Origin of the sequence: Enterobacter sp. SES19 (genome assembly GCF_011765665.1) — a bacterium.
In the GTDB taxonomy this organism is placed as follows: Bacteria; Pseudomonadota; Gammaproteobacteria; order Enterobacterales; family Enterobacteriaceae; genus Enterobacter; species Enterobacter pseudoroggenkampii.
In genome coordinates this window covers 753,052-776,689 of sequence record NZ_CP050320.1, presented here as the reverse complement: position 1 = coordinate 776,689, position 23,638 = coordinate 753,052, and the positions used below count along the sequence as shown (strand labels likewise).

The window sequence follows — 23,638 nt, the reverse complement described above, 5'->3', positions numbered from 1 at the left end:
GCTGATTACGCAAAAAAAAGCCCGGCTTTGGTGACCGGGCAGAAAGAGGCGAACCTTTTTGACAACTAACGCATGATTTTCTCGCCGCGTGACAGACCGACTACACCCGATCTCGCGACCTCGACAATTTTTGCGACATCCCGCACTGACGCCAGGAAAGCATCCAGCTTGTCGCTTGTCCCAACCAGCTGAACCGTATAAAGAGAAGGGGTGACGTCAATAATCTGTCCGCGGAAAATATCCGCATTGCGTTTAACTTCTTCACGCCCGTAGCCGCTGGCCTGGATTTTCACCAGCATGACCTCTCGTTCAACGTAGGCCCCCTGCCCCAGCTCGCTCACGCGCAGCACATCAACCAGCTTATGCAGCTGTTTCTCAATCTGCTCAAGCACTTTGGCATCGCCGACGGTTTGGATCGTCATGCGCGACAGCGTCGGGTCTTCCGTCGGGGCAACGGTCAGGCTTTCAATGTTATAGCCGCGCTGCGCAAAAAGACCAATGACGCGCGACAGTGCGCCAGACTCGTTTTCCAGTAAAACAGATAATATCCGGCGCATATCAGGTTCTCTCCGTTTTGCTTAACCACATTTCATCCATACCACCACCACGAATATGCATCGGATAAACGTGTTCGGTCCCATCAACAATCACATCCATAAAGACGAGGCGGTTGTTTTTAACGTGCTCAAGCGCTTGCGCGAGCTTCGCTTCCAGATCAGCCGGATCGGTCACCCGCATGCCTACATGGCCGTAAGCTTCAGCAAGACGAACAAAGTCCGGCAGCGATTTCATGTATGACTGAGAATGACGGCCAGAGTAGATCATATCCTGCCACTGCTTCACCATACCGAGATACCCGTTATTCAGGTTCAGCACCAGTACCGGCAGTTCATATTGCAGCGCGGTAGACAGCTCCTGAATGTTCATCTGAATACTGCCATCACCGGTCACGCAGACGACGGTTTCATTCGGCAACGCCAGCTTCACGCCCAGCGCGGCAGGCAGACCAAAGCCCATGGTTCCTAAACCACCGGAGTTGATCCAGTGTCGCGGTTTATCAAACGGGTAATACAGGGCGGCAAACATCTGGTGCTGCCCTACGTCTGAGGTTACGTACGCTTCACCTTTCGTCAGTCGCCACATCGCTTCGATGACCGCCTGCGGCTTAATGCTTTCGCTTTGAGTGTCATATTTCAGGCACTGACGCGCGCGCCACTGTTCAATCTGCTGCCACCAGTCGCGGATCTCATCCAGCGGCTGGGTTGCACTCTCCTGGGTCAGCAGGTCCAGCATTTGCTCCAGAACCTGACGAGCATCACCGACGATCGGCACATCAGCCGCCACTGTTTTTGAAATTGACGTAGGATCGATATCAATGTGCAGCACGATGGCGTTCGGGCAATACTTTGCCAGGTTGTTGGTGGTGCGATCGTCAAAGCGCACGCCGACGGCAAAGATGACATCGGAATGATGCATCGTCATGTTGGCTTCATAGGTACCGTGCATACCCAGCATCCCCAGCGCCTGACGATGGGTGGCAGGGAATGCCCCCAGCCCCATCAATGACGATGCAACTGGCAGGTTAAGTTTTTCAATCAGTTCACGGAGCTGGACTTCGCAGGCAGAGTTGATCGCCCCGCCACCGACATAGACCACCGGTTTTTTGGCTGCCAGCAGCGTTTGCAATGCCCGCTTGATCTGACCTTTATGCCCCTGCGTTGTTGGGTTATAAGAGCGCATGCTGACCGATTCCGGCCAGACATAAGGCAGCTTGTTTGCCGGGTTCAGGATATCTTTAGGCAGATCGACCACCACCGGTCCCGGGCGTCCGCTTGCTGCCAGCCAGAAGGCTTTTTTCAGTACGCCGGGAATGTCTTCTGTTTGCTTGACCAGGAAGCTGTGCTTCACAACGGGACGCGAAATCCCGACCATGTCGCACTCCTGAAAAGCATCGTAGCCAATCAGTGAGGTTGCCACCTGCCCGGAGAGGATCACCAGCGGGATAGAGTCCATATAGGCCGTCGCAATGCCGGTAATGGCGTTTGTCGCGCCGGGGCCGGACGTGACTAACACCACGCCCACTTCACCCGTCGCACGCGCCAGGCCGTCAGCCATGTGCACCGCCGCCTGCTCGTGACGTACCAGAACATGGTCAATGCCCCCTACCGTATGCAGCGCATCATAAATATCGAGGACCGCACCGCCAGGGTAGCCGAACACTTGCTTTACGCCCTGATCGATCAGCGACCGAACGACCATTTCCGCGCCAGACAACATCTCCATGCTTTGCCTCCAGGCATTTTGTTATAGACGGACTGCCGAATTCATTTCCGCACCGTCTTACGATTGGGATAAACCAATCTTATATTTTGCAGAGTGTTCTTTACCTTAACCGCTCGTTATGAGGCAGGCAATTAGCAAACCCGGGTAGATAAACGGCGCGTAAAGCAGAAAAAGCAGGCGTTAACAGGAGATATGGTTAATTCCTCTGGGAATAGAGGATGGGGTGATAAATCATCGCTGAAAAGCGCGACAATGCAGGAAATCATCTATTTTTGCGTGCCGGAGAGCAGCCCGAAAAAAAGCACCACAGAATAAAATATCAATTATCTAAAAGAACTCAGGATAAATCACATAAACCGATGCGATTTATCCTGATGCGCTTACCGGCGACAGATGCCAACCAGCAACTCTTCCATCCACTGATGCCCTTTATCCCGACCCGCCGCTTCATGCCAGGAAAGATAACAGGTACGGCTATTTAGCTTGAGCGGCAGAGGTAAAATTTGCAGGTTTAACGGGTCAGAAAACTCTTCTGCCAGCCAGCGCGGCGCAATCGCCACCAGTTGCGTCTGGGAGACCACGTTTAATACGCTAACCATGGCCATGCCCTGATACGCCACGCTCGCCTGTTTATCCGCAGTGTCATACCACGGCAGGCTAAAGGAAGCATATCTGTCGAGTGCAACAACGGCGTGCTGCTCGTTATAAACATCGCTTTCTAGCAGCGGAGAATTCAGGCGCGGATGTTTTTTACTGGCGACGAGAACCATTTCATCTTTAAACAGCGGCACACAGGAAAATTCTGGACGACGGAACTCTTCATACCCCAGAACGAATTCAATCTCCTGATAGCGTAACTGATGTTCCGTGTTTTGATTCAGGGATGATTTAAAAACCAGGTTGATATTTGGTGCGATCTCTTCAACTTTATTATAAATAATCGACGTTAAATAATTATCTAATGGGCTACAGACGCAAAGATGGAATACGCGCTCGCTGCTTAAGGGTTCAAAGCCCGAGCCCGGCAGCTCGTTTTGTACCAACTGCAACGCCTGGCGGATGGAGCCGAACAGCTGGAATGCGCGCGCCGTAGGCTGGATCCCTCTCCCGTAACGAACAAACAATTCGTCGTTAAACATGACCTTAAGCCTGGCAACGGCATTACTCACAGCAGGTTGTGACATCCCTAACGCCTGGGCCGCGCGGGTGATATTCTGTTCCTGCATGACAGCATCAAACACCGTCAGAAGATTAAGATCCACCGTGCGTAACTGCGGTTTAATCCCATCAGTAGCTTGAGGTTGTTTAATATTATTTTCTGACACTTCTGACTCCACTGTCACGCTACACTCCCTTTGCTCACGTACGGTAATCATCTCGAAAATATGATTTACCATGCAAATACGATCAGCAAAAGAGAATTATTTAAAATTCGGAATATATAAAGACTCTATAATAACGAAAATTAATGAGCGCAAATGATATGTTTGACTTTAGGATTTGAATGAAACCATAAACCAAACAAATATACAATTGCCATCAGGTTAATGATGACTTAAGTATTATTAAACTGTTATTGCTATCGCCCTACAGTTAGTTAACAACCTGTTATATCTGTTCGCTTTTCAGCATTATGGAACAGATTCACTGCATTTATAACTTAATGATATTAAAACCTTTTAATCACAACGCATTCTCTTCAGGACATTTCACTCATTTTTAAACAATTATATTTATTTGTTTCTGCAACTCTTTTCTTAAGTCCAAAATTAGACAATTAGTCGGGTCGCGAAAGCTAAAACCAGCACAATTAGCTAAAGTGAATACCCTGCTGATTCCGTCTGTCGGGCCCGTTTTCATCGTCAGGGGTTGACATGAACGGCCGTATCCAGTACCACTAAAAGCATATTGAATTTAACGGAGCACGATTCATGATTCGCACCATTCGTTTCACCGGTCTACTACTACTAAACGCATTCACTGTGCGCGGTAGACTGGCGGGCGAAATTCAGCGTTGAATCGTCACCAGTAAGACTAAAAACCCGCGCCACTGCGCGGGTTTTTTTATGCTCGTAGCAAGGCGCCCTAAGACTGACAAGGACCTAACCCATGAGCCAGCAAGTCATTATTTTCGATACTACTTTACGTGACGGTGAACAGGCATTACAGGCAAGCCTGAGTGTAAAAGAGAAACTGCAGATCGCGCTGGCTCTCGAACGTATGGGTGTCGACGTGATGGAGGTGGGTTTCCCGGTCTCGTCTCCGGGTGATTTCGAATCCGTCCAGACCATCGCCCGCACCATTAAAAACAGCCGCGTATGTGGTCTGGCGCGCTGTGTGGAAAAAGATATCGACGTTGCAGCCGAGTCACTGAAAGTGGCCGAAGCGTTCCGTATCCACACCTTTATTGCCACCTCACCGATGCACATCGCGACCAAGCTGCGCAGCACGCTGGATGAAGTGATTGAGCGCGCGGTGTATATGGTGAAACGCGCACGCAACTACACCGATGACGTTGAATTCTCCTGTGAAGATGCGGGCCGTACGCCAATCGAAGACCTGGCGCGCGTCGTGGAAGCCGCCATCAACGCGGGTGCGAAAACCATCAACATCCCTGACACCGTCGGCTACACCATGCCGTTTGAGTTCTCCAACATCATTACCGGACTGTACGACCGCGTACCCAATATTGATAAGGCAATTATCTCCGTCCACACCCACGATGATTTGGGTCTGGCCGTGGGTAATGCCATCGCCGCCGTCCACGCCGGTGCGCGTCAGGTAGAAGGTGCGATGAACGGTATCGGCGAACGCGCGGGCAACTGTTCGCTGGAAGAAGTGATCATGGCGATCAAAGTGCGCAAAGACATCATGGACGTGCACACCCGCATCAATCACAACGAAATCTGGCGCACCAGCCAGACCGTCAGCCAGATTTGCAACATGCCCATTCCGGCTAACAAAGCGATTGTCGGCACTGGCGCCTTCGCACACTCCTCCGGTATTCACCAGGATGGCGTCCTGAAGAACCGTGAAAACTACGAAATCATGACCCCGGAATCCATCGGCCTGAACCAGGTGCAGTTGAACCTGACCTCCCGTTCCGGTCGCGCGGCGGTTAAACACCGTATGGAAGAGATGGGCTATAAGGACAGCGATTACAATATGGATCAGCTGTACGACGCGTTCCTGAAGCTGGCCGACAAAAAAGGTCAGGTGTTCGACTACGACCTGGAAGCGCTGGCCTTTATTAACAAGCAGCAGGAAGAGCCAGAGCACTTCCGTCTGGATTACTTCAACGTGCAGTCCGGCTCCAGCAACATCGCCACCGCCTCGGTCAAACTGGCCTGTGGTGATGAAATTAAAGCAGAGGCCGCGAACGGTAACGGCCCTGTCGATGCCATCTACCAGGCGATTAACCGCGTCACCGAGTACGACGTTGAGCTGGTGAAGTATGACCTGACGGCCAAGGGCCACGGCAAAGATGCACTGGGTCAGGTCGACATTGTTGTTACCCACAATGGCCGCCGCTTCCACGGCGTGGGCCTGGCGACCGATATCGTTGAATCCTCCGCGAAAGCGATGGTGCATGTTCTGAACAACATCTGGCGCGCCGCCGAAGTCGAAAAAGAGTTGCAACGCAAAGCTCAGAATAAAGAGAACAACAAGGAAACCGTGTAATGTCGAAGAATTACCATATTGCTGTGTTACCGGGCGACGGTATTGGTCCGGAAGTAATGGCACAGGCGCTGAAAGTACTGGAAGCCGTTCGCGCGCGTTTTGCGATGAAAATCACCACCAGCCACTACGACGTGGGCGGTATTGCGATTGATAACCACGGTACGCCACTGCCGAAAGCGACCGTGGAAGGCTGCGAAAATGCCGATGCCGTGCTGTTTGGTTCCGTCGGTGGCCCAAAATGGGAACACCTGCCGCCAGCAGAGCAGCCAGAGCGCGGCGCGCTGCTGCCGCTGCGTAAACATTTCAAGCTGTTCAGCAACCTGCGTCCGGCGAAGCTGTATCAGGGTCTGGAAGAGTTCTGCCCGCTGCGCGCGGATATCGCCGCCAACGGTTTCGACATTCTCTGCGTGCGTGAACTGACCGGCGGGATCTACTTTGGTCAGCCAAAAGGGCGCGAAGGCAGCGGACAACACGAGAAAGCGTTCGACACCGAGGTGTATCACCGTTTCGAAATCGAACGTATCGCCCACATCGCGTTCGAGTCGGCGCGCAAACGCCGCCATAAGGTGACCTCCATTGATAAAGCGAACGTGCTGCAGTCCTCCATTTTGTGGCGCGAGATTGTGAGTGAAGTCGCTAAGCAGTACCCGGACGTTGCGCTGTCGCACATGTACATCGACAACGCGACCATGCAGCTGATTAAGGATCCGTCCCAGTTTGACGTGCTGCTGTGCTCCAACCTGTTCGGCGATATTCTCTCTGACGAGTGCGCGATGATCACCGGCTCGATGGGCATGCTGCCATCCGCAAGCCTGAATGAAGAAGGCTTTGGCCTGTACGAGCCTGCGGGCGGTTCCGCGCCGGATATCGCAGGCAAAAACATTGCCAACCCGATTGCGCAGATCCTCTCCCTGGCCCTGCTGCTGCGCTACAGCCTGGATGCAGGCGATGCGGCAACCGCAATTGAAAACGCCATTAACCGGGCGTTAGAGAAAGGCGTCCGTACCGGTGATTTGGCACGCGGCACGGCGGCAGTCAGTACCGATGAAATGGGCGACATCATTGCCCGCTATGTCGCTGAAGGGGTGTAATCATGGCTAAGACGTTATATGAAAAGTTGTTCGATGCGCACGTTGTTTACGAGGCGCCAAACGAAACCCCGCTGCTGTACATTGACCGTCATCTGGTACACGAAGTGACCTCACCTCAGGCATTTGACGGCCTGCGCGCGCACAAGCGTCCGGTACGTCAGCCGGGTAAAACCTTCGCGACGATGGATCACAACGTTTCCACCCAGACCAAAGACATTAACGCCTCGGGTGAGATGGCCCGTATCCAGATGCAGGAGCTGATTAAGAACTGCAATGAATTTGGCGTTGAGCTGTACGACCTGAACCATCCGTATCAGGGCATCGTCCACGTGATGGGGCCTGAGCAAGGGATCACCCTGCCGGGCATGACCATCGTCTGCGGTGACTCCCATACCGCGACCCACGGCGCGTTTGGCGCTCTGGCATTCGGGATTGGCACGTCCGAAGTGGAACATGTGCTGGCAACGCAGACCCTGAAGCAGGGCCGTGCCAAAACCATGAAGATTGAGGTGAAGGGTAAAGCGGCACCTGGCATTACCGCGAAAGACATCGTGCTGGCCATCATCGGTAAAACCGGCAGCGCAGGCGGTACCGGCCACGTCGTTGAGTTCTGCGGCGACGCTATTCAGGCACTGAGTATGGAAGGTCGCATGACCCTGTGCAACATGGCCATTGAGATGGGCGCAAAAGCCGGGCTGGTCGCGCCGGACGAAACCACCTTCAACTATGTGAAGGGCCGTCTGCACGCGCCGAAAGGTCAGGATTTTGACGACGCGGTAGCCTACTGGAAAACCCTGACAACCGACGATGGGGCAACGTTTGATACCGTTGTCACGCTGCAGGCAGAAGAGATTGCGCCTCAGGTGACCTGGGGCACCAACCCGGGTCAGGTGATTTCCGTCAACGACAGCATCCCTGACCCGGCCTCCTTCGCCGATCCGGTCGAGCGCGCCAGTGCGGAAAAAGCGCTGGCCTATATGGGGCTGAAGCCCGGCGTGCCGTTGACCGATGTCGCCATTGATAAAGTGTTTATCGGCTCCTGCACCAACTCCCGTATCGAAGATTTGCGTGCCGCCGCCGAAATTGCCAAAGGCCGTAAAGTGGCACCAGGCGTGCAGGCGCTGGTGGTTCCTGGCTCCGGTCCGGTGAAGGCCCAGGCGGAAGCCGAAGGTCTGGATAAGATCTTTATCGAAGCGGGCTTCGAGTGGCGTCTGCCTGGCTGCTCCATGTGTCTGGCGATGAACAATGACCGCCTGAATCCGGGTGAGCGCTGCGCCTCCACCAGTAACCGTAACTTTGAAGGCCGTCAGGGCCGCGGTGGTCGCACCCATCTGGTCAGCCCGGCAATGGCCGCCGCTGCGGCAGTCACCGGCCATTTCGCCGATATTCGCAGCCTGAAATAAGGAGACAATCATGGCAGAGAAATTTACCCAACATACGGGCCGGGTTGTCCCGCTGGACGCCGCTAACGTCGATACTGACGCTATTATTCCAAAACAATTTCTGCAAAAGGTGACGCGTACCGGTTTTGGCGCGCACCTGTTTAACGACTGGCGTTTCCTGGACGATAAGGGCGAAGTGCCTAATCCGGAATTCGTGTTGAACTTCCCGGAATATAAAGGCGCCTCCATTTTGCTGGCGCGGGAAAACTTTGGCTGCGGCTCATCCCGTGAACACGCGCCGTGGGCGCTCACCGACTACGGCTTTAAGGTGGTCATTGCCCCAAGCTTCGCGGATATCTTCTACGGCAACAGCTTCAACAACCAGCTTCTGCCGGTGACGCTGAGCGATGAACAGGTCGACGAATTGTTCGCGCTGGTTAAGGCGAATCCGGGCATTTCGTTTGAAGTGGATCTGGAAGCCGAAGTGGTGAAAGCCGGGGATAAGACCTACAGCTTCAGCATTGATGCCTTCCGCCGTCACTGCATGCTGAACGGTCTGGACAGCATTGGTTTAACTCTCCAGCACGAAGCGGCGATTGCCACTTACGAACAAAAACAACCCGCATTTATGAAATAATCCTCCGGCCTGCAGTGTACTCTGCAGGCTGTGTTTTATCCCAATGCCCATCTTCCTTCTGTAAATACTTCGCAAACCCAGCCAATAATGACGTTATATTTAATGTCAATTTAATGTTCCCTGCGCAGAATAATCGTTCAATCAGCTGGCAGCGGAAATTATCATGAAAAAGAAAAATAGCAATGAGTCTCATCTCCGTTCTCATGAAATACAAAAATGCACAATAGTGAGCGTGATAACAAATAGTTATCTCACCGGCTTTCAGATAGTTGCAGGAATATTCTCCGGATCACAGGGATTAATTGCTGATGGGATTCATTCTCTTTCCGATTTATCCTCTGACTTTGTCGTTCTGATTGCAAATAAAAAGAGTCAGAAAGCCTCTGATATCGATCATCATTACGGTCATCTGCGTTTCGAAAACGGTGCAAAGCTCATTATTGGCGCTATTCTGCTGCTTGTGGGAGTCGGGATGCTCTGGTCCGCAGGGAATAAACTGCTTCACCCCGAGACGCATCAGCTGGTGAAAGGGGCCGCTCTGTGGGTGGCGATACTGGCGCTGGTGGTGAAGGAAAGCCTGTTCAGATACATGTATGCCGCGGGAAAACGTATTCAGTCCTCGCTGCTGATAGCCAATGCCTGGCATGCCCGCTCTGACGCAGCCTCGTCAGTGGTTGTCGCCATCGGTATTGTCGGGAATTTAGTGGGTTTTCACGCGATGGACCTGATTGCGGCCCTGATTGTTGGGATATTTATCGCCCATATGGGTTACAAATTCTCTGCCGATGCCCTGCACGACCTGATGGACCGTTCGCTTGAACCCGAGCTGGAGCACGACATCAAAACGTGTCTTCTCTCAACCGAGGGTGTCACCGGACTCCATGATTTAAAAACCCGCAAGATGGGCGATTTAGCCCTTGTCGATGTCCATCTGGAAGTTAACGGCGAATTAAGCGTAAAAGAAGGGCATCAGATTGCCGTCAATGCCAGAAACAATGTGATGCAAAAATTCAATGTGCTGAACGTGATGACGCATATTGATCCTGCTCGCTAATCGGAACGCATAAATACAGTGTGACGCAACCCACCGTTAAGGTTTCGTTAATTAATTTGCGTCACACTGCATCGCATCAGCTCTCTCATTATTGAGGTAAAAAGCGATGAACCCAACGCTATGCAATACGCTTCCCCATAAAGAAACACCCTTTCTTCGCGTACTGCACATTCTTGTGGCCGTTCTGGTGCTGGTCCAGATCATCAATTCTAATTTCACCGAAAGTGAAGCCCTCCACGACTCCGGGCTGAACGGAATTGTCACCTGGATGCATATTATTTCCGGGTTTGGTTTAATTTTTTGTGGCATTGCCATGATGGCATGGATGTTAACCCAGCGCGGATTTAAATATTACTTCGCCTGGCTGGCGCTGGATTTTCGCGGAGTCGTTGACGATATTCGCACCCTCACGCAGCGCCAGCTTCCTGAGGCGCATGCCGGCGGTATGGCGGCAACGGTGCAAGGTTTGGGCGTGCTGGCGCTGCTGGGCGTTGCACTCTGCGGCGCGGCCTGGTTCGTGCTGAACGCCACGCTCGGACCCGTTTCGTCCGTCACAGAATCCGCCTTAAATTTGCATAAATTTCTGACGGTCTTTGTTGAGACATATTTCTGGGCACACGGTTTCATGGGCCTCGTTCATATGTACCTGACGCTACGCGCGCAGCGTAAATATCAGTGTTCAGAATAAAACGGTTCGCAGAGCCCGGCGTTCCCGGGCTCCGTTTCATTCATCCGATCACACGTCTTTTACGCGGCAGGTCAGCAGAAGCGTCACGACAGAAAGCGCCGCAATCATCCAGTAGACAGACGCATGCCCATAGCTTTGCGCCAGCGCCCCCTGAATCACGCCTGCCAGAATCACCCCGGTTGAAATACTGTTGGTAAAAAGCGTTGTCGCCGAGCCGGCACGACCGGGCATTAAATCCTGGAACCAGAGCATGCCGATCCCGGCAACGATGCCAATAAACACAGCATTAAACAGCTGCAGCGCAAGCAGCGCTTCACGCGAATGGAAAAGGATCAGTCCCGCGTAAAACAGCACCCCGGCCGCCACGGCGACGATCATCATCCGACGCTTCCCAAAGCGCTTAACGTAATAGCCCGCCAGAATCATCGCCGGAATTTCCAGCCCGGCAGCGGTGCCCATTAAGATCCCCGCGAGCTTGTCCGGTAAGCCCAGATCGCTGCTGATCCACAGCGGCATGTCGATGATGTACATGGTGTTGCAGGTCCACATCAGCGTGGAGGCAATAAACAGCATGCGGACGTTTTTGTCCTGCCAGCCGCTCACCTGGGTGAGCGGTTTATCCGCTGTCTGTTCGACGCGCGCCACGGACGGCAGCGCGAAGGCAATCAATGCCAGGCTGATGACAAAAATCCCGGCGGCGATGGAGAACATGGTGGTAAAGCCGTAGTTCAACGCCAGCATGAAGGCCAGCGGCGGGCCAATGACCCACGCCAGCGAGAGCTGGGCACGCATCACCGAGCTGAACATCACCACTTCCCGCGCCGAGTTATCCGCATATTCACGGGCCAGCGCGAACAGCTGCGGCATGGCGGTGTTCGCCAGTGACGCCAGCAGCACGCCGCAGGTAATGAGCGTCAGATAATGACGGTTAAAGGCGAAGAGCAGCGCGTTGCCCACCGCCATGGTGCAGCAAAAGAGGATCAGCCTGCGGCGATCGCCCTGGCTGTCCGATCGTTTCGCCAGCGCGAGGCTGACCAGGATCCCGGCAATGGCGTTAACGGTATAAAACAGGCCGACCCAAAACGGCTGTGCCCCCACCTCGCGGCTGAGAAACAGGCTCAGCGTCGGCGCCTGCAGCGCCCCCGCCACGCCCATCATAAAGGCCACCAGCATAAAAGCGGCATACACGCCGTTCAGGCGTCGCCCCATCGTCATCAACCACAGCATGCGCAAGTCCTTGTGAAAGCGAATCAAAATCGGGTGAAAGAATAAACGAAAAAAGCCAGCAAAAACATTTTGCTGGCGGGTGATAAGCACCAATACTCAGTCACACATGATCGAGGCGAGTTAGCGGGAAGAGGTCGGTGTTGTAACGTCCCACTGCATCAATTCTTCTAACGTTTTCAGCCGTTGCTCTGCACACTGGCGGGCCAGCCAGGACGATCCTTTTGTCGCTGAAAAGTACTGCTGATAAAACTGACGTGCGGTAGACCTCTTCATAATTTACCTCCTCACTTCATCGAGGAGAATTATTGGCCTAATATAGGGATAAATAAATTGCTGGTTTTTTGTCAGGAGTTCCCCTTTTATGCCTTCCGGTCGTCTGCAACAACAGTTTATCCGCCTCTGGCAGTGCTGCGAGGGGCAATCGCAGGAGACCACGCTCAACGAGCTGGCTGACCTGCTTAGCTGTTCCCGCCGTCATATGCGTACGCTGCTCAACACCATGCAGCAGCAGGGTTGGTTAAGTTGGGAAGCTGAGGCGGGACGCGGCAAACGTTCGCGGTTGACCTTTCTCTATACCGGGCTGGCGTTGCAGCAGCAGCGCGCGGAAGACCTGCTCGAGCAGGACCGCATCGATCAGCTGGTTCAGCTGGTGGGCGACAAAGCCGCCGTGCGCCAGATGCTGGTTTCCCATCTCGGACGCAGTTTTCGTCAGGGACGACACATCCTGCGGGTGCTCTACTATCGCCCAATGAAAAATCTGCTGCCCGGCACGGCCTTACGTCGCTCAGAAACCCATATGGCCCGGCAAATTTTCAGCGGTCTGACGCGGATAAATGAGGAAAACGGGGAACTGGAAGCGGATATCGCGCACCACTGGCAGCAACTTTCTCCGCTTCACTGGCGCTTCTTTTTACGCCCCGGCATTCACTTTCACCATGGTCGCGAGCTGGAGATGCACGACGTCATCGCCTCTCTGGAACGCGTCCGAAGGCTGCCGCTCTACTCGCATATTTCGCGTATCCACTCCCCCACGGCCTGGACGCTGGACATCGAGCTGTCGCAGCAGGATAAGTGGCTTCCCTGGCTGCTGGGCTACGTGCCGTCGATGATTTTGCCCGGCGAGTGGGAATCGATGAACAATTTTGCCAGCCTGCCGATTGGCACCGGGCCCTACTCCGTGTCCCGCAATAACAGCAACCAGCTGAAAATCCGCGCGTTCGATGACTACTTTGGCTATCGGGCGCTGATCGACGAAGTCAACGTGTGGGTATTGCCGGATCTCAATGAAGACCTGAGCTGCGGGCTGACGCTTGAAGGCCCCACCACGGGAGAAAAAGCCGTGGAGAGTCGCCTGGAGGAGGGATGCTACTATCTCCTCTTTGATCGCCGCACCCACCGCGGGGCAAACCAGGCCGTCCGCAAGTGGATCAGCCACGTGTTGTCCCCTGCCAATCTGATCTACCATGCGGAAGCGCAGTACCAGACATACTGGTTCCCGGCGTACGGCCTGCTTCCGCGCTGGCACCACGCCCGCCCGTCGCACTGCGACAAGCCCGCAGGGCTGGAGTCCATCACCTTGACCTACTACCGCGAGCACGTGGAGCATCGTTTTATCGCGAGGATCATGACCCGACTACTGGCAGCCGAAGGAGTAACGCTGGAGGTCAGGGAAGTTGACTATGACGAATGGCACCAGGGGGATATCACCAGTGATATCTGGCTTAACAGCGCCAACTTCACCCTGCCGCTCGATTTCTCGCTCTTCTCGCACCTGTATGAAGTCCCGCTGATCCAGCACTGCATCGACCGTGACTGGCAGCAGGATGCCGCCCAGTGGCGCGCGGGCGAGATGAATCTTGCCGTGTGGTGCCAGCAGCTACTGGCCGAACAGACCATCGTCCCGTTGATCCACCACTGGCTGATGATCCAGGGTCAGCGCAGCATGCGCGGCCTGCGGATGAATACCCTGGGCTGGTTTGATTTTAAATCCGCCTGGTTTGCGCCCCCGGAGCCATAACGCTTTCGTAATATTCACCAAATCATTACAATAGCGCCGTTCTCAACGGGGTGCTGCATCACAGATGTGCGCTGAGATAATACCCGTCGAACCTGATCCGGATAACGCCGGCGAAGGGATTTGAGGCTGTCGCTCAAAATCCTTTGCCACTCAACTTTGAGGTGCAAAGTGTTAAAAAAAGTTCTCCCCCTGCTGGCGCTTTTTGCGCTGCCTGCTTTTGCGAAGCCCGTCCTGACGGTCTACACCTATGACTCCTTCTCTGCCGACTGGGGCCCGGGCCCGGTGGTCAAAAAAGCCTTTGAAGCCGACTGCAACTGCGAGCTGAAGTTCGTGGCGCTGGAAGATGGCGTTTCGCTGCTCAACCGTCTGCGCATGGAAGGGAAAAACAGCAAGGCTGACGTGGTGCTCGGGCTGGATAACAACCTGCTGGAAGCCGCCTCGCAGACCAAACTGTTTGCCAAAAGCGGCGTCGCGTCGGATGCCGTTAACGTGCCTGGCGGCTGGAAGAACGACACCTTTGTGCCGTTCGATTACGGCTACTTTGCTTTTGTTTATGACAAAAATAAGCTGAAAAACCCGCCGAAGAGTCTGAAAGAGCTGGTGGAAAGTGACCAGAAATGGCGCGTGATTTATGAAGATCCGCGGACCAGCACGCCGGGCCTCGGTCTGCTGCTGTGGATGCAAAAGGTCTACGGGGATAAAGCACCGGAAGCGTGGCAGAAGCTGGCCGCCAAAACCGTCACCGTGACCAAGGGCTGGAGCGAAGCCTATGGTCTGTTCCTGAAAGGTGAAAGCGACCTGGTGCTGAGCTACACCACCTCTCCGGCCTACCACATCATCGCCGAGAAGAAAGACAACTACGCTGCGGCGAATTTCGCTGAAGGGCACTATCTGCAGGTGGAAGTGGCCGCGCGTACCGCCGCCAGCAAACAGCCGGAGCTGGCCGAGAAGTTCCTGAAGTTCATGGTTTCACCGGCGTTCCAGAATGCGATTCCCGCAGGCAACTGGATGTATCCGGTCACTAACGTTGCGCTGCCAGCAGGTTTTGAGCAGCTGACCAAACCAACAACCTCGCTGGAGTTTACGCCGCAGCAGGTCGCCGCGCAGCGTGCCGCATGGGTAAGTGAATGGCAACGCGCCGTCAGCCGTTGATTCCCGGCTGGCTACTTCCCGGGCTGCTCGCCGCCATAGTGATGGTGGTGGTCAGCCTGGGGGCTTTTCTTGCACTGTGGTTCAACGCGCCAGAGAGCGATCTGCTCGCCCTCTGGCACGACAGTTACCTCTGGCACGTAATCCGGTTCTCCTTCTGGCAGGCGTTTCTTTCTGCCCTGCTCTCGGTGATCCCGGCCATTTTTCTGGCGCGCGCCCTGTATCGGCGGCGTTTTCCCGGCAGGCAGGCCCTGCTGCGCCTGTGCGCCATGACGCTGATACTGCCCGTGCTGGTGGCGGTATTCGGCATTTTGAGCGTTTACGGTCGCCAGGGCTGGCTGGCATCGCTGTTCGGCCAGCTTGGTCTGGAATGGTCATTCTCGCCTTACGGACTGCAGGGCATCCTGCTGGCACACGTCTTTTTCAATATGCCGATGGCAACGCGCCTCTTCTTGCAGGCGCTGGAGAACATTCCCGGCGAGCAGCGCCAGGTTGCCGCCCAGCTCGGCATGCGCGGCGTGTCGTTCTTCCGCTTTGTCGAATGGCCGTGGCTGCGCCGCCAGATCCCGCCCGTGGCGGCATTAATCTTCATGCTCTGCTTTGCCAGCTTTGCCACCGTGCTGTCGCTCGGCGGCGGGCCGCAGGCCACCACCATTGAGCTGGCGATTTACCAGGCGCTGAGTTACGACTACGATCCCGGTCGCGCCGCGCTGCTGGCGATAGTCCAGATGACATGCTGCCTTGCCCTGGTCCTGTTGAGCCAGCGGCTGAGTAAAGCCATTCCTGCAGGCAGTCACCAAATAACCGGCTGGCGCGATCCGCAGGACAGCCTGCACAGCCGCGTCAGCGATTTTATCCTGATCGGGCTGGCACTCCTGCTTCTGTTGCCGCCGCTGCTGGCCGTTATCGTTGACGGACTGAACCTCAATCTCCTGTCTGTCCTGCAACAGCCCGTCCTCTGGCAGGCCACCTGGACCTCGCTGCGTATCGCGCTGGCTGCCGGATTACTGTGCGTCATCCTGACCATGATGCTGCTGTGGAGCAGCCGTGAGCTTTACGCCCGCCAGGCGCAAAAAGCCGGACAAATGCTGGAGCTGACGGGCATGCTGATTCTGGCGATGCCGGGGATCGTGCTGGCGACGGGCTTCTTTTTGCTGTTCAACAGCACCATCGGCCTGCCGGAAAGCGCCGACGGCATCGTGATCTTTACCAACGCCTTAATGGCCATCCCTTATGCGCTCAAGGTGCTGGAAAACCCGATGCGCGACGTCAACAGCCGCTACAGTTTGCTGTGCCAGTCGCTGGGCATGCAGGGCTGGCAGCGGCTGAAGGTGGTCGAACTGCGCGCGCTAAAACGTCCGCTGGCACAGGCGCTGGCGTTTGCCTGCGTGCTCTCTATTGGAGACTTTGGGGTCGTGGCGCTGTTCGGCAATGACGATTTCCGCACGCTGCCCTACTGGCTCTATCAGCAAATCGGCTCTTACCGCAGTCAGGACGGCGCGGTCACCGCGCTGTTACTGCTGCTGCTGTGCTTTGCCTTATTTACCGTTATCGAGAAACTTCCGGGGCGTGATGTTAAAACTGACTGATGTAACCTGGCTTTATCAGCATCTGCCGATGCGCTTCACGCTCTCCGTGCGCCAGGGAGAGATGATCGCCGTGCTTGGCCCAAGCGGCGCAGGAAAAAGCACGCTGCTTAATCTCGTTGCAGGTTTTCTGCAGCCGGCAAGTGGCTCGATCGTCATAGATAACCGGGATCATACCCACACGCCGCCCGCAAAACGTCCTGTCTCAATGCTGTTTCAGGAAAACAACCTTTTTACCCACCTGACGGTGCGGCAAAACATCGCGCTGGGAATGCACCCGGGACTCAGGCTGAACGATGACCAGCGCCATAAGCTGGAGATCATTGCCGCACAGATGGGGATCACCGGGTTTATCGACAGGCTGCCGGGCGAGCTCTCCGGCGGCCAGCGTCAGCGCGTGGCGCTGGCACGTTGTCTGGTGCGCGAACAGCCGATACTGCTGCTGGATGAGCCGTTCTCGGCGCTCGATCCCGCGCTGCGTCAGGAGATGCTGGCCCTGGTGCAGGAGGTCTGTCAGCGCCAGCAACTGACGATGCTGATGGTTTCGCACAGTATTGAGGATGCCGCACGGATTGCGCCGCGATCGGTGGTCGTTGCTGAGGGGCGAATTGCGTGGGATGGGAAGACGGAAGAGCTGCTCAGTGGTCAAGCGGGGGCGTCTTCACTGTTGGGCATTCGCGCGGTCTGATGCCCTCTCCCACGGGGAGAGGGAAATAGTCCTTAACGACTGACCACTTTCAATAAAATCTCACCGTACACCGGCATCAGCGGGTGACGAATCAGCGCAACCAGCGCCACCGCCGCCACGCCCAGCGTCAGCGGGGCAAGCCAGAGCAGGCGAGTACGCGGGAGGTAGCGCGTCAGGCGATCGATATTCGCTTTCCCGCTGCGCCACAGCCGCCAGCAGAGCCATGCCGCCAGCCACAGTAGCACAGCCGTGCCCAGCAGCAGCCACTTAAACTCACCGCTTTGCATACCGTCAGGAATATCAATGGCAGCACCCGCGAGGATCCCCGGCAGGAAGTAGAACGGCGGCCAGAAGACACAGCCGATAATGTTCGGCACCACGAATTTCGCGACGGGCAGATCCAGCATCCCCGCTACCATCGGCACCAGCGGACGCGTTGGCCCAACGAAGCGGCCGACGAGGATGGTAAACATGCTGTGCTGGTGCAGCGCATGCTCGGTCTTATCCAGCAAGGCTTTGTTCTTTTTCATAAACGACCAGCGGTGCAGCGGCTTCTTAAAGCGCCAGCCCAGCCAGAAGGAGATCCAGTCACCCAGCAGGCAGCCGATAATCCCGGCCAGCCACGCCTGCCAGAAATTGACCTCGCCGCTGCCGATCAGCGCGCCAAGCCCCGCCATCATCACGGTGCCGGGCAGGATCAGCCCAACCAGCGCCAGCGACTCCAGAAACGCCACCAGCGCCACGGCGATGAGTGAGTACATAACGGACTGGGTAATAAAATGTTCCAGCAATGCCTGCATAACTATTCCGGTCAGAAAACGAATCAGCGATTCTGCTTAGCGCCCCGCACCGCGTCAAGGCAACAATTGTCTGAATAGTTTACAGGTTGCTTCCCGCATTCACCTGTTTGTTTATCTTTTTTTACCGTTTATTCACATCCCGCGCGGAATTCACTCGGGCTGGCACCGGTACATTTTTTAAATACCCGGGAGAAATAGAGCTGATCCTCAAAGCCCACGTTGCGCCCCACGGTGGCGATGGGCATCCGGGTGGTGCTGAGCAGCAGCTTCGCCTGGCTGATCCGCTGGTCCTCGCGCCAGCTCAACACGCTGACGCCCAGCTGCTGGCGAAACAGATGCGACAGACGCGACGGCGAAAGGCAGACGTGCTGGGCAACGCTGGCGATATCAAACTGGCTGTCAGCAAGGTGGTCGCTGATGTACTGGCAGGCGTCGCGCACGCGGTTATCCAGCGGGGGATTAAGCGACTCGTTAATCGCTTCCATGCGGCGCAGCAGCAGCTGTTCGAGCAGGTTAATGGCCAGCAGTTCAGCGTAACGACCACCGGCCTGTCCCGCCTCGATAATCTGCGCAAAAAGCTCGCGAAACTGCGCCAGATGAACCTCATCCGGGCGATAAAAACCGGTGTGCGCAAAAATAGCCGGCCAGGAAAGCCACTCCTGCCAGTAGGCGCGCGGACGGAAATAGACCCACTGGTGATACCACTCTTTGGCATCCGGATGACGGCCATAGTGGTGGATCTCCCCCGGGGGGAACAGCAGGATATCGCCGGGACGGCAGACAAACTGCTGGTCACCGTTCTTGATGATCCCTTCCCCTCGCACGGTCAGGTTGAGGATATATCCTTTCATCCCAAGCGGTCGGTCGACGTAAAAGTCGAGATATCCCTCAGCCTCGATAGGGGTCAGTCCCGCCACAAGGTGCGCGTTAAACGAGTATCCCGGCAGCAGTGGATCGTTTTGCGTTTCGGCCATAGATTCAGTTCTCCCAAGGGTCCTGAAGGAAACCAATTGTCCATATCATTAAAAGCAGCTTAAAAATGGCCCGCGAAAAGATCCAAAAAGCATCACGCCGCTTTTACGTCCGCCATGTTTCAGCCTTTCCCCCTGATTTCTCCGCCTGAGCAGGCAGATAAGCAGTAACAAAAGTGTCTATAAGTGCGGCAGAAATGTCCACATTGAATATTTGCACGGCGTCACACTTTCCGTTGTAACAGCAATTTAGTCCATAAGATTAGCGGATCCTGCCTGACGACTTTTGTCCCCAGTCTCTAATGTTCTTCCATACCTCTTTTTTCGATGGAGCAACACCATGGCAATTGCGATTGGCCTCGATTTTGGCAGCGACTCGGTTCGCGCGCTGGCAGTGGACTGTACGTCCGGCCAGGAGATAGCAACCAGCGTTGAGTGGTACCCGCGCTGGCAAGAGGGGCGCTACTGCGATGCGCCAAACAACCAGTTCCGCCACCACCCGCGTGACTACATTGAGTCGATGGAAGCGGCGATCAAAACCGTCCTGGCTGAACTGTCGGACGCCCAGCGGGCTGAGATTGTCGGCATTGGCGTCGACAGCACCGGCTCCACGCCGGCCCCTGTGGATGCCGAAGGCCGCGTGCTGGCGCTGCGTCCTGAGTTTGCCGACAACCCGAACGCCATGTTCGTGCTGTGGAAAGACCATACCGCCGTGGAAGAGGCCGAAGCCATTACCCGCCTGTGCCATCAGCCGGGCAAAACGGACTACTCGCGCTACATCGGCGGGATTTATTCCAGCGAATGGTTCTGGGCCAAGATCCTCCACGTCACCCGTGCCGACGCAACCGTTGCGCAGGCTGCAGCGTCATGGGTTGAGCTATGCGACTGGGTGCCTGCCCTGCTCTCCGGCACCACGCGTCCACAGGATATCCGCCGCGGTCGCTGCAGCGCCGGGCATAAATCCCTGTGGCATGAAAGCTGGGGCGGCCTGCCTCCGGTCGCGTTCTTCGATGAGCTCGACCCGATCATCAACAAGAGCCTGACATACCCGCTGTTTACCGACACCTTTACCGCCGATATTCCCGTTGGCACCCTCTGTGAGGAGTGGGCGACGCGTCTCGGTCTGCCGCAAAACGTGGCGATCTCCGGCGGCGCGTTTGACTGCCATATGGGCGCCGTGGGCGCGGGCGCGCAGCCAAACACGCTGGTCAAAGTCATCGGGACCTCCACCTGCGACATCCTGACGGCGGATAAAGCCACCGTCGGCGACCGCGCGGTAAAAGGCATCTGCGGCCAGGTGGACGGCAGCGTGGTGCCGGACTTCATCGGTCTGGAGGCCGGTCAGTCCGCGTTTGGCGATATCTACGCCTGGTTTGGCCGCGTGCTGGGCTGGCCGCTGGATCGGCTGGCGGCGGCGCATCCTGAACTGAAAACCCAGATAGCCGAGAGCAAAAAGCAGCTTCTGCCGCAGCTCACCGAAGCCTGGGCCAAAAATCCGTCTCTCGAACATTTGCCGGTGGTGCTGGACTGGTTTAACGGCCGCCGCACGCCGTTTGCCAACCAGCGTCTGAAAGGGGTGATCGCGGATCTCAATCTGGCGACCGACGCGCCTGCGCTGTTCGGCGGACTGATTGCCGCCACCGCCTTTGGTGCCCGCGCCATTATGGAGTGCTTCACCGAGCAGGGCATCGACGTGAACAACGTGATGGCGCTGGGCGGCATCGCCCGTAAAAACCCGGTGATCATGCAGGCCTGCTGCGACGTGCTGAACCGTCCGCTGCAGATTGTGGCCTCCGATCAGTGCTGCGCGCTGGGCGCGGCGATTTTCGCCGCCGTGGCCGCAGGCGTTCATGCGGATATCCCGACCGCGCAGCAGCACATGGCGAGCGCCGTCGAAAGCACACTCCAGCCGCGTACTCAACAGGCACAACGCTTTGAACAGCTTTATCAGCGCTACCAGCAGTGGGCAAAAAGCGCCGAACTTCACTATCTCCCTGTCGCCGCCCCGGCCAAAAGCACCGCGGACACTACGGCAACCCTGACCCATTAAGGACACGATGATGACCATTTTTAATAATTATGAAGTGTGGTTTGTAATTGGCAGCCAGCATCTGTACGGACCGGAAGCGCTGCAGCAGGTGACGAAACATGCGGAGCACGTCGTTAACGCGCTGAACGCGGAAGCCAAACTGCCGTGCAAACTGGTGCTGAAACCGCTGGGCACGACGCCGGATGAAATTACCCACATCTGCCGCGACGCCAACTACGACGATAAATGCGCCGGCCTGGTGGTGTGGCTGCACACCTTCTCACCCGCCAAAATGTGGATCAACGGCCTGTCTATCCTCAACAAACCGCTGCTGCAGTTCCATACCCAGTTCAACGCCTCCCTGCCGTGGGACAGCATCGACATGGACTTTATGAACCTGAACCAGACCGCGCACGGCGGCCGCGAGTTCGGCTTCATCGGCGCGCGTATGCGTCAGCAGCACGCGGTGGTCACCGGCCACTGGCAGGATGGCAAGGCGCAACAGCGTATCGGCTCCTGGATGCGTCAGGCGGTTTCGAAGCAGGATACCCGCCACCTGAAAGTGGTGCGTTTCGGGGACAACATGCGTGAAGTGGCGGTCACCGACGGCGACAAAGTGGCCGCACAGATCAAGTTCGGCTTCTCCGTGAATACCTGGGCCGTGGGTGACCTGGTGCAGGTGGTGAATGAAATCAGCGACGGCGACGTGAGCGCGCTGGTGGACGAGTACGAAAGCAGCTACCGCCTGACGCCTGCGGCACAAATCAACGGCGACAAGCGTCAGAACGTGCTGGACGCGGCGCGCATCGAGCTGGGCATGAAGCGCTTCCTGGAACAGGGCGGCTTCCACGCTTTTACCACCACCTTTGAAGATCTCCACGGCCTGAAACAGCTGCCGGGTCTGGCGGTCCAACGTCTGATGCAGCAGGGCTACGGCTTTGCGGGCGAAGGCGACTGGAAAACTGCCGCTCTGCTTCGCATCATGAAGGTGATGTCGACCGGTCTGCAGGGCGGCACCTCCTTTATGGAGGACTACACCTACCACTTCGAAAACGGCAACGACCTGGTGCTCGGCTCGCACATGCTGGAAGTGTGTCCTTCCATCGCGGTAGAGGAAAAACCGATCCTCGACGTGCAGTACCTCGGCATCGGCGGTAAAGCCGATCCGGCGCGCCTGATCTTCAATACCCGCACCGGCCCGGCCATCAACGCCAGCCTGATCGACCTTGGCGATCGTTTCCGCCTGCTGGTGAACTGCGTCGATGCGGTTGAAACGCCACATTCTCTGCCGAAACTGCCGGTCGCCAACGCCCTGTGGAAAGCACAGCCTGACCTGCCAACCGCCTCAGAGGCCTGGATCCTGGCCGGTGGCGCGCACCACACGGTGTTCAGCCACGCGCTGGATCTGAACGACATGCGTCAGTTCGCCGAGCTGCACGACATCGAGCTTACCGTGATTGATAACGATACCCGCCTGCCTGCCTTCAAAGACGCGCTGCGCTGGAATGAAGTCTATTACGGTTCAAAACGCTAAGCCCTGAATGCCCGGTGGCACTGCGTTAACCGGGCCTACGGTTTCGTAGGCCCGATAAGCGAAGCGCCATCCGGCAGGAGACAACTATGTTAGACGATCTCAAACGTCAGGTGCTCGAAGCCAACCTGGCGCTGCCGAAACATAATCTGGTGACCCTGACCTGGGGCAACGTCAGCGCCGTTGATCGGGAAAAAGGCGTGTTCGTGATTAAGCCTTCCGGCGTGGATTACACGGTGATGACCGCAGACGATATGGTCGTTGTCAGCCTCGAGACCGGCGAAGTGGTGGAAGGTAAGAAAAAACCGTCCTCCGATACGCCCACTCACCGCCTGCTCTATCGGTCATTCCCGACCATCGGCGGCATCGTGCATACCCATTCGCGCCATGCGACCATCTGGGCGCAGGCGGGCCAGTCCATCCCGGCGACCGGTACCACCCACGCGGACTACTTTTACGGCACTATTCCCTGCACGCGTCTGATGACCGATGCAGAAATCAACGGAGAGTATGAGTGGGAAACCGGCAACGTGATTGTCGAAACCTTCGAAAAACAGGGGATCGACGCGGCGCAGATGCCCGGCGTGCTGGTGCACTCCCACGGCCCGTTTGCCTGGGGGAAAAACGCGGAGGACGCGGTGCATAACGCCATCGTGCTCGAAGAGATCGCCTATATGGGGATCTTCTGTCGCCAGCTGGTACCGCAGCTGCCGGATATGCAGCAAACCCTGCTGGATAAGCATTACCTGCGCAAGCACGGTGCGAAGGCCTACTACGGGCAGTAAGCTGTATATAAACCCAGCATTAAAATCTTAACCAGGCTA

20 protein-coding genes and 1 riboswitch are annotated in these 23,638 nt (G+C 56.1%); of the genes, 13 read left to right on the top strand and 7 right to left on the bottom strand.

Going from position 1 to position 23,638, the window contains the following annotated elements; translation table 11 throughout:
- Window positions 1-65: 65 nt before the first annotated feature.
- The 3 genes from ilvN to leuO form a co-directional block, all read right to left on the bottom strand.
- Window positions 66-557 carry an acetolactate synthase small subunit gene (ilvN, locus tag GXP72_RS03620; protein WP_008501994.1) on the bottom strand — a complete coding sequence of 164 codons (492 nt, stop codon included), beginning with the start codon at window positions 555-557 and terminating at the stop codon, window positions 66-68.
- A 1-nt stretch (window position 558) separates the two neighbouring features.
- Window positions 559-2,283 (bottom strand): acetolactate synthase 3 large subunit, encoded by a 1,725-nt coding sequence (gene ilvI, locus GXP72_RS03615; protein WP_090419059.1) that lies wholly within the window; start codon window positions 2,281-2,283, stop codon window positions 559-561.
- A gap of 380 nt (window positions 2,284-2,663) precedes the next feature.
- Window positions 2,664-3,608 carry a transcriptional regulator LeuO gene (gene leuO, locus GXP72_RS03610; protein WP_050597746.1) on the bottom strand — a complete coding sequence of 315 codons (945 nt, stop codon included), beginning with the start codon at window positions 3,606-3,608 and terminating at the stop codon, window positions 2,664-2,666.
- Between the two features lie 784 nt (window positions 3,609-4,392).
- On the opposite strand from leuO, the gene leuA reads away from it, so the two are divergent.
- The 6 genes from leuA (at window position 4,393) to GXP72_RS03575 (ending at window position 10,816) form a co-directional block, all read left to right on the top strand.
- On the top strand, window positions 4,393-5,964 hold the full coding sequence (gene leuA, locus GXP72_RS03600) for a 2-isopropylmalate synthase (protein ID WP_090419062.1): 1,572 nt from the start codon (window positions 4,393-4,395) through the stop codon (window positions 5,962-5,964).
- Entirely contained in the window at window positions 5,964-7,055 is a 1,092-nt protein-coding gene (gene leuB / locus GXP72_RS03595) for a 3-isopropylmalate dehydrogenase (RefSeq protein ID WP_090419065.1), read from the top strand. The genes leuA and leuB overlap by 1 nt, the downstream gene beginning before the upstream one ends.
- 2 nt (window positions 7,056-7,057) lie before the next feature.
- Window positions 7,058-8,458 carry a 3-isopropylmalate dehydratase large subunit gene (gene leuC, locus GXP72_RS03590; protein ID WP_032649821.1) on the top strand — a complete coding sequence of 467 codons (1,401 nt, stop codon included), beginning with the start codon at window positions 7,058-7,060 and terminating at the stop codon, window positions 8,456-8,458.
- A gap of 10 nt (window positions 8,459-8,468) precedes the next feature.
- Complete coding sequence (leuD, locus tag GXP72_RS03585) at window positions 8,469-9,074, top strand: 3-isopropylmalate dehydratase small subunit (protein ID WP_048989656.1); 606 nt, start codon at window positions 8,469-8,471, stop codon at window positions 9,072-9,074.
- A 163-nt stretch (window positions 9,075-9,237) separates the two neighbouring features.
- A complete protein-coding gene (locus GXP72_RS03580) occupies window positions 9,238-10,128 on the top strand; it encodes a cation diffusion facilitator family transporter (RefSeq protein WP_090419068.1) in 891 nt (296 codons plus the stop codon).
- 106 nt (window positions 10,129-10,234) lie between these two features.
- Window positions 10,235-10,816: a cytochrome b/b6 domain-containing protein gene (locus GXP72_RS03575; protein WP_090419071.1), complete on the top strand. Its 582-nt coding sequence runs from the start codon at window positions 10,235-10,237 to the stop codon at window positions 10,814-10,816.
- Window positions 10,817-10,864: 48 nt separating this feature from the next.
- On the opposite strand, the gene GXP72_RS03570 is transcribed toward GXP72_RS03575, so the two are convergent.
- Both GXP72_RS03570 and sgrT read right to left on the bottom strand, forming a co-directional pair.
- Complete coding sequence (locus tag GXP72_RS03570; protein WP_090419074.1) at window positions 10,865-12,043, bottom strand: sugar efflux transporter; 1,179 nt, start codon at window positions 12,041-12,043, stop codon at window positions 10,865-10,867.
- A 120-nt stretch (window positions 12,044-12,163) separates the two neighbouring features.
- Window positions 12,164-12,316: a glucose uptake inhibitor SgrT gene (sgrT, locus tag GXP72_RS03565; RefSeq protein WP_032644049.1), complete on the bottom strand. Its 153-nt coding sequence runs from the start codon at window positions 12,314-12,316 to the stop codon at window positions 12,164-12,166.
- Between the two features lie 88 nt (window positions 12,317-12,404).
- On the opposite strand from sgrT, the gene sgrR reads away from it, so the two are divergent.
- The 4 genes from sgrR (at window position 12,405) to thiQ (ending at window position 17,483) form a co-directional block, all read left to right on the top strand.
- Window positions 12,405-14,060 (top strand): HTH-type transcriptional regulator SgrR, encoded by a 1,656-nt coding sequence (gene sgrR / locus GXP72_RS03560; protein ID WP_024907445.1) that lies wholly within the window; start codon window positions 12,405-12,407, stop codon window positions 14,058-14,060.
- Window positions 14,061-14,096: 36 nt separating this feature from the next.
- A riboswitch (TPP riboswitch) is annotated at window positions 14,097-14,197 on the top strand.
- Between the two features lie 31 nt (window positions 14,198-14,228).
- A complete protein-coding gene (gene thiB / locus GXP72_RS03555; RefSeq protein WP_090419077.1) occupies window positions 14,229-15,212 on the top strand; it encodes a thiamine ABC transporter substrate binding subunit in 984 nt (327 codons plus the stop codon).
- Window positions 15,188-16,798 carry a thiamine/thiamine pyrophosphate ABC transporter permease ThiP gene (gene thiP, locus GXP72_RS03550; RefSeq protein ID WP_090419080.1) on the top strand — a complete coding sequence of 537 codons (1,611 nt, stop codon included), beginning with the start codon at window positions 15,188-15,190 and terminating at the stop codon, window positions 16,796-16,798. The genes thiB and thiP overlap by 25 nt, the downstream gene beginning before the upstream one ends.
- Window positions 16,782-17,483, top strand: coding sequence for a thiamine ABC transporter ATP-binding protein ThiQ (gene thiQ / locus GXP72_RS03545; protein WP_024907442.1), 702 nt, complete (start codon window positions 16,782-16,784; stop codon window positions 17,481-17,483). Before thiP ends, thiQ begins: the two co-directional genes overlap by 17 nt.
- Window positions 17,484-17,515: 32 nt before the next feature.
- Here the strand turns inward: thiQ and GXP72_RS03540 are convergent, their stop codons facing one another.
- Both GXP72_RS03540 and araC read right to left on the bottom strand, forming a co-directional pair.
- Entirely contained in the window at window positions 17,516-18,283 is a 768-nt protein-coding gene (locus GXP72_RS03540) for a DedA family protein (RefSeq protein ID WP_024907441.1), read from the bottom strand.
- Window positions 18,284-18,411: 128 nt separating this feature from the next.
- Window positions 18,412-19,257 carry an arabinose operon transcriptional regulator AraC gene (gene araC, locus GXP72_RS03535; RefSeq protein WP_023310373.1) on the bottom strand — a complete coding sequence of 282 codons (846 nt, stop codon included), beginning with the start codon at window positions 19,255-19,257 and terminating at the stop codon, window positions 18,412-18,414.
- Window positions 19,258-19,594: 337 nt separating this feature from the next.
- Between araC and araB the strand changes: the two genes are divergently transcribed.
- From araB to araD, 3 genes are all read left to right on the top strand, one after another.
- Window positions 19,595-21,304 (top strand): ribulokinase, encoded by a 1,710-nt coding sequence (gene araB / locus GXP72_RS03530; RefSeq protein WP_208763508.1) that lies wholly within the window; start codon window positions 19,595-19,597, stop codon window positions 21,302-21,304.
- Between the two features lie 10 nt (window positions 21,305-21,314).
- Entirely contained in the window at window positions 21,315-22,817 is a 1,503-nt protein-coding gene (gene araA / locus GXP72_RS03525) for an L-arabinose isomerase (protein ID WP_032649842.1), read from the top strand.
- An 86-nt stretch (window positions 22,818-22,903) separates the two neighbouring features.
- Window positions 22,904-23,599 carry an L-ribulose-5-phosphate 4-epimerase gene (gene araD, locus GXP72_RS03520; RefSeq protein WP_208763507.1) on the top strand — a complete coding sequence of 232 codons (696 nt, stop codon included), beginning with the start codon at window positions 22,904-22,906 and terminating at the stop codon, window positions 23,597-23,599.
- Window positions 23,600-23,638: the final 39 nt, after the last annotated feature.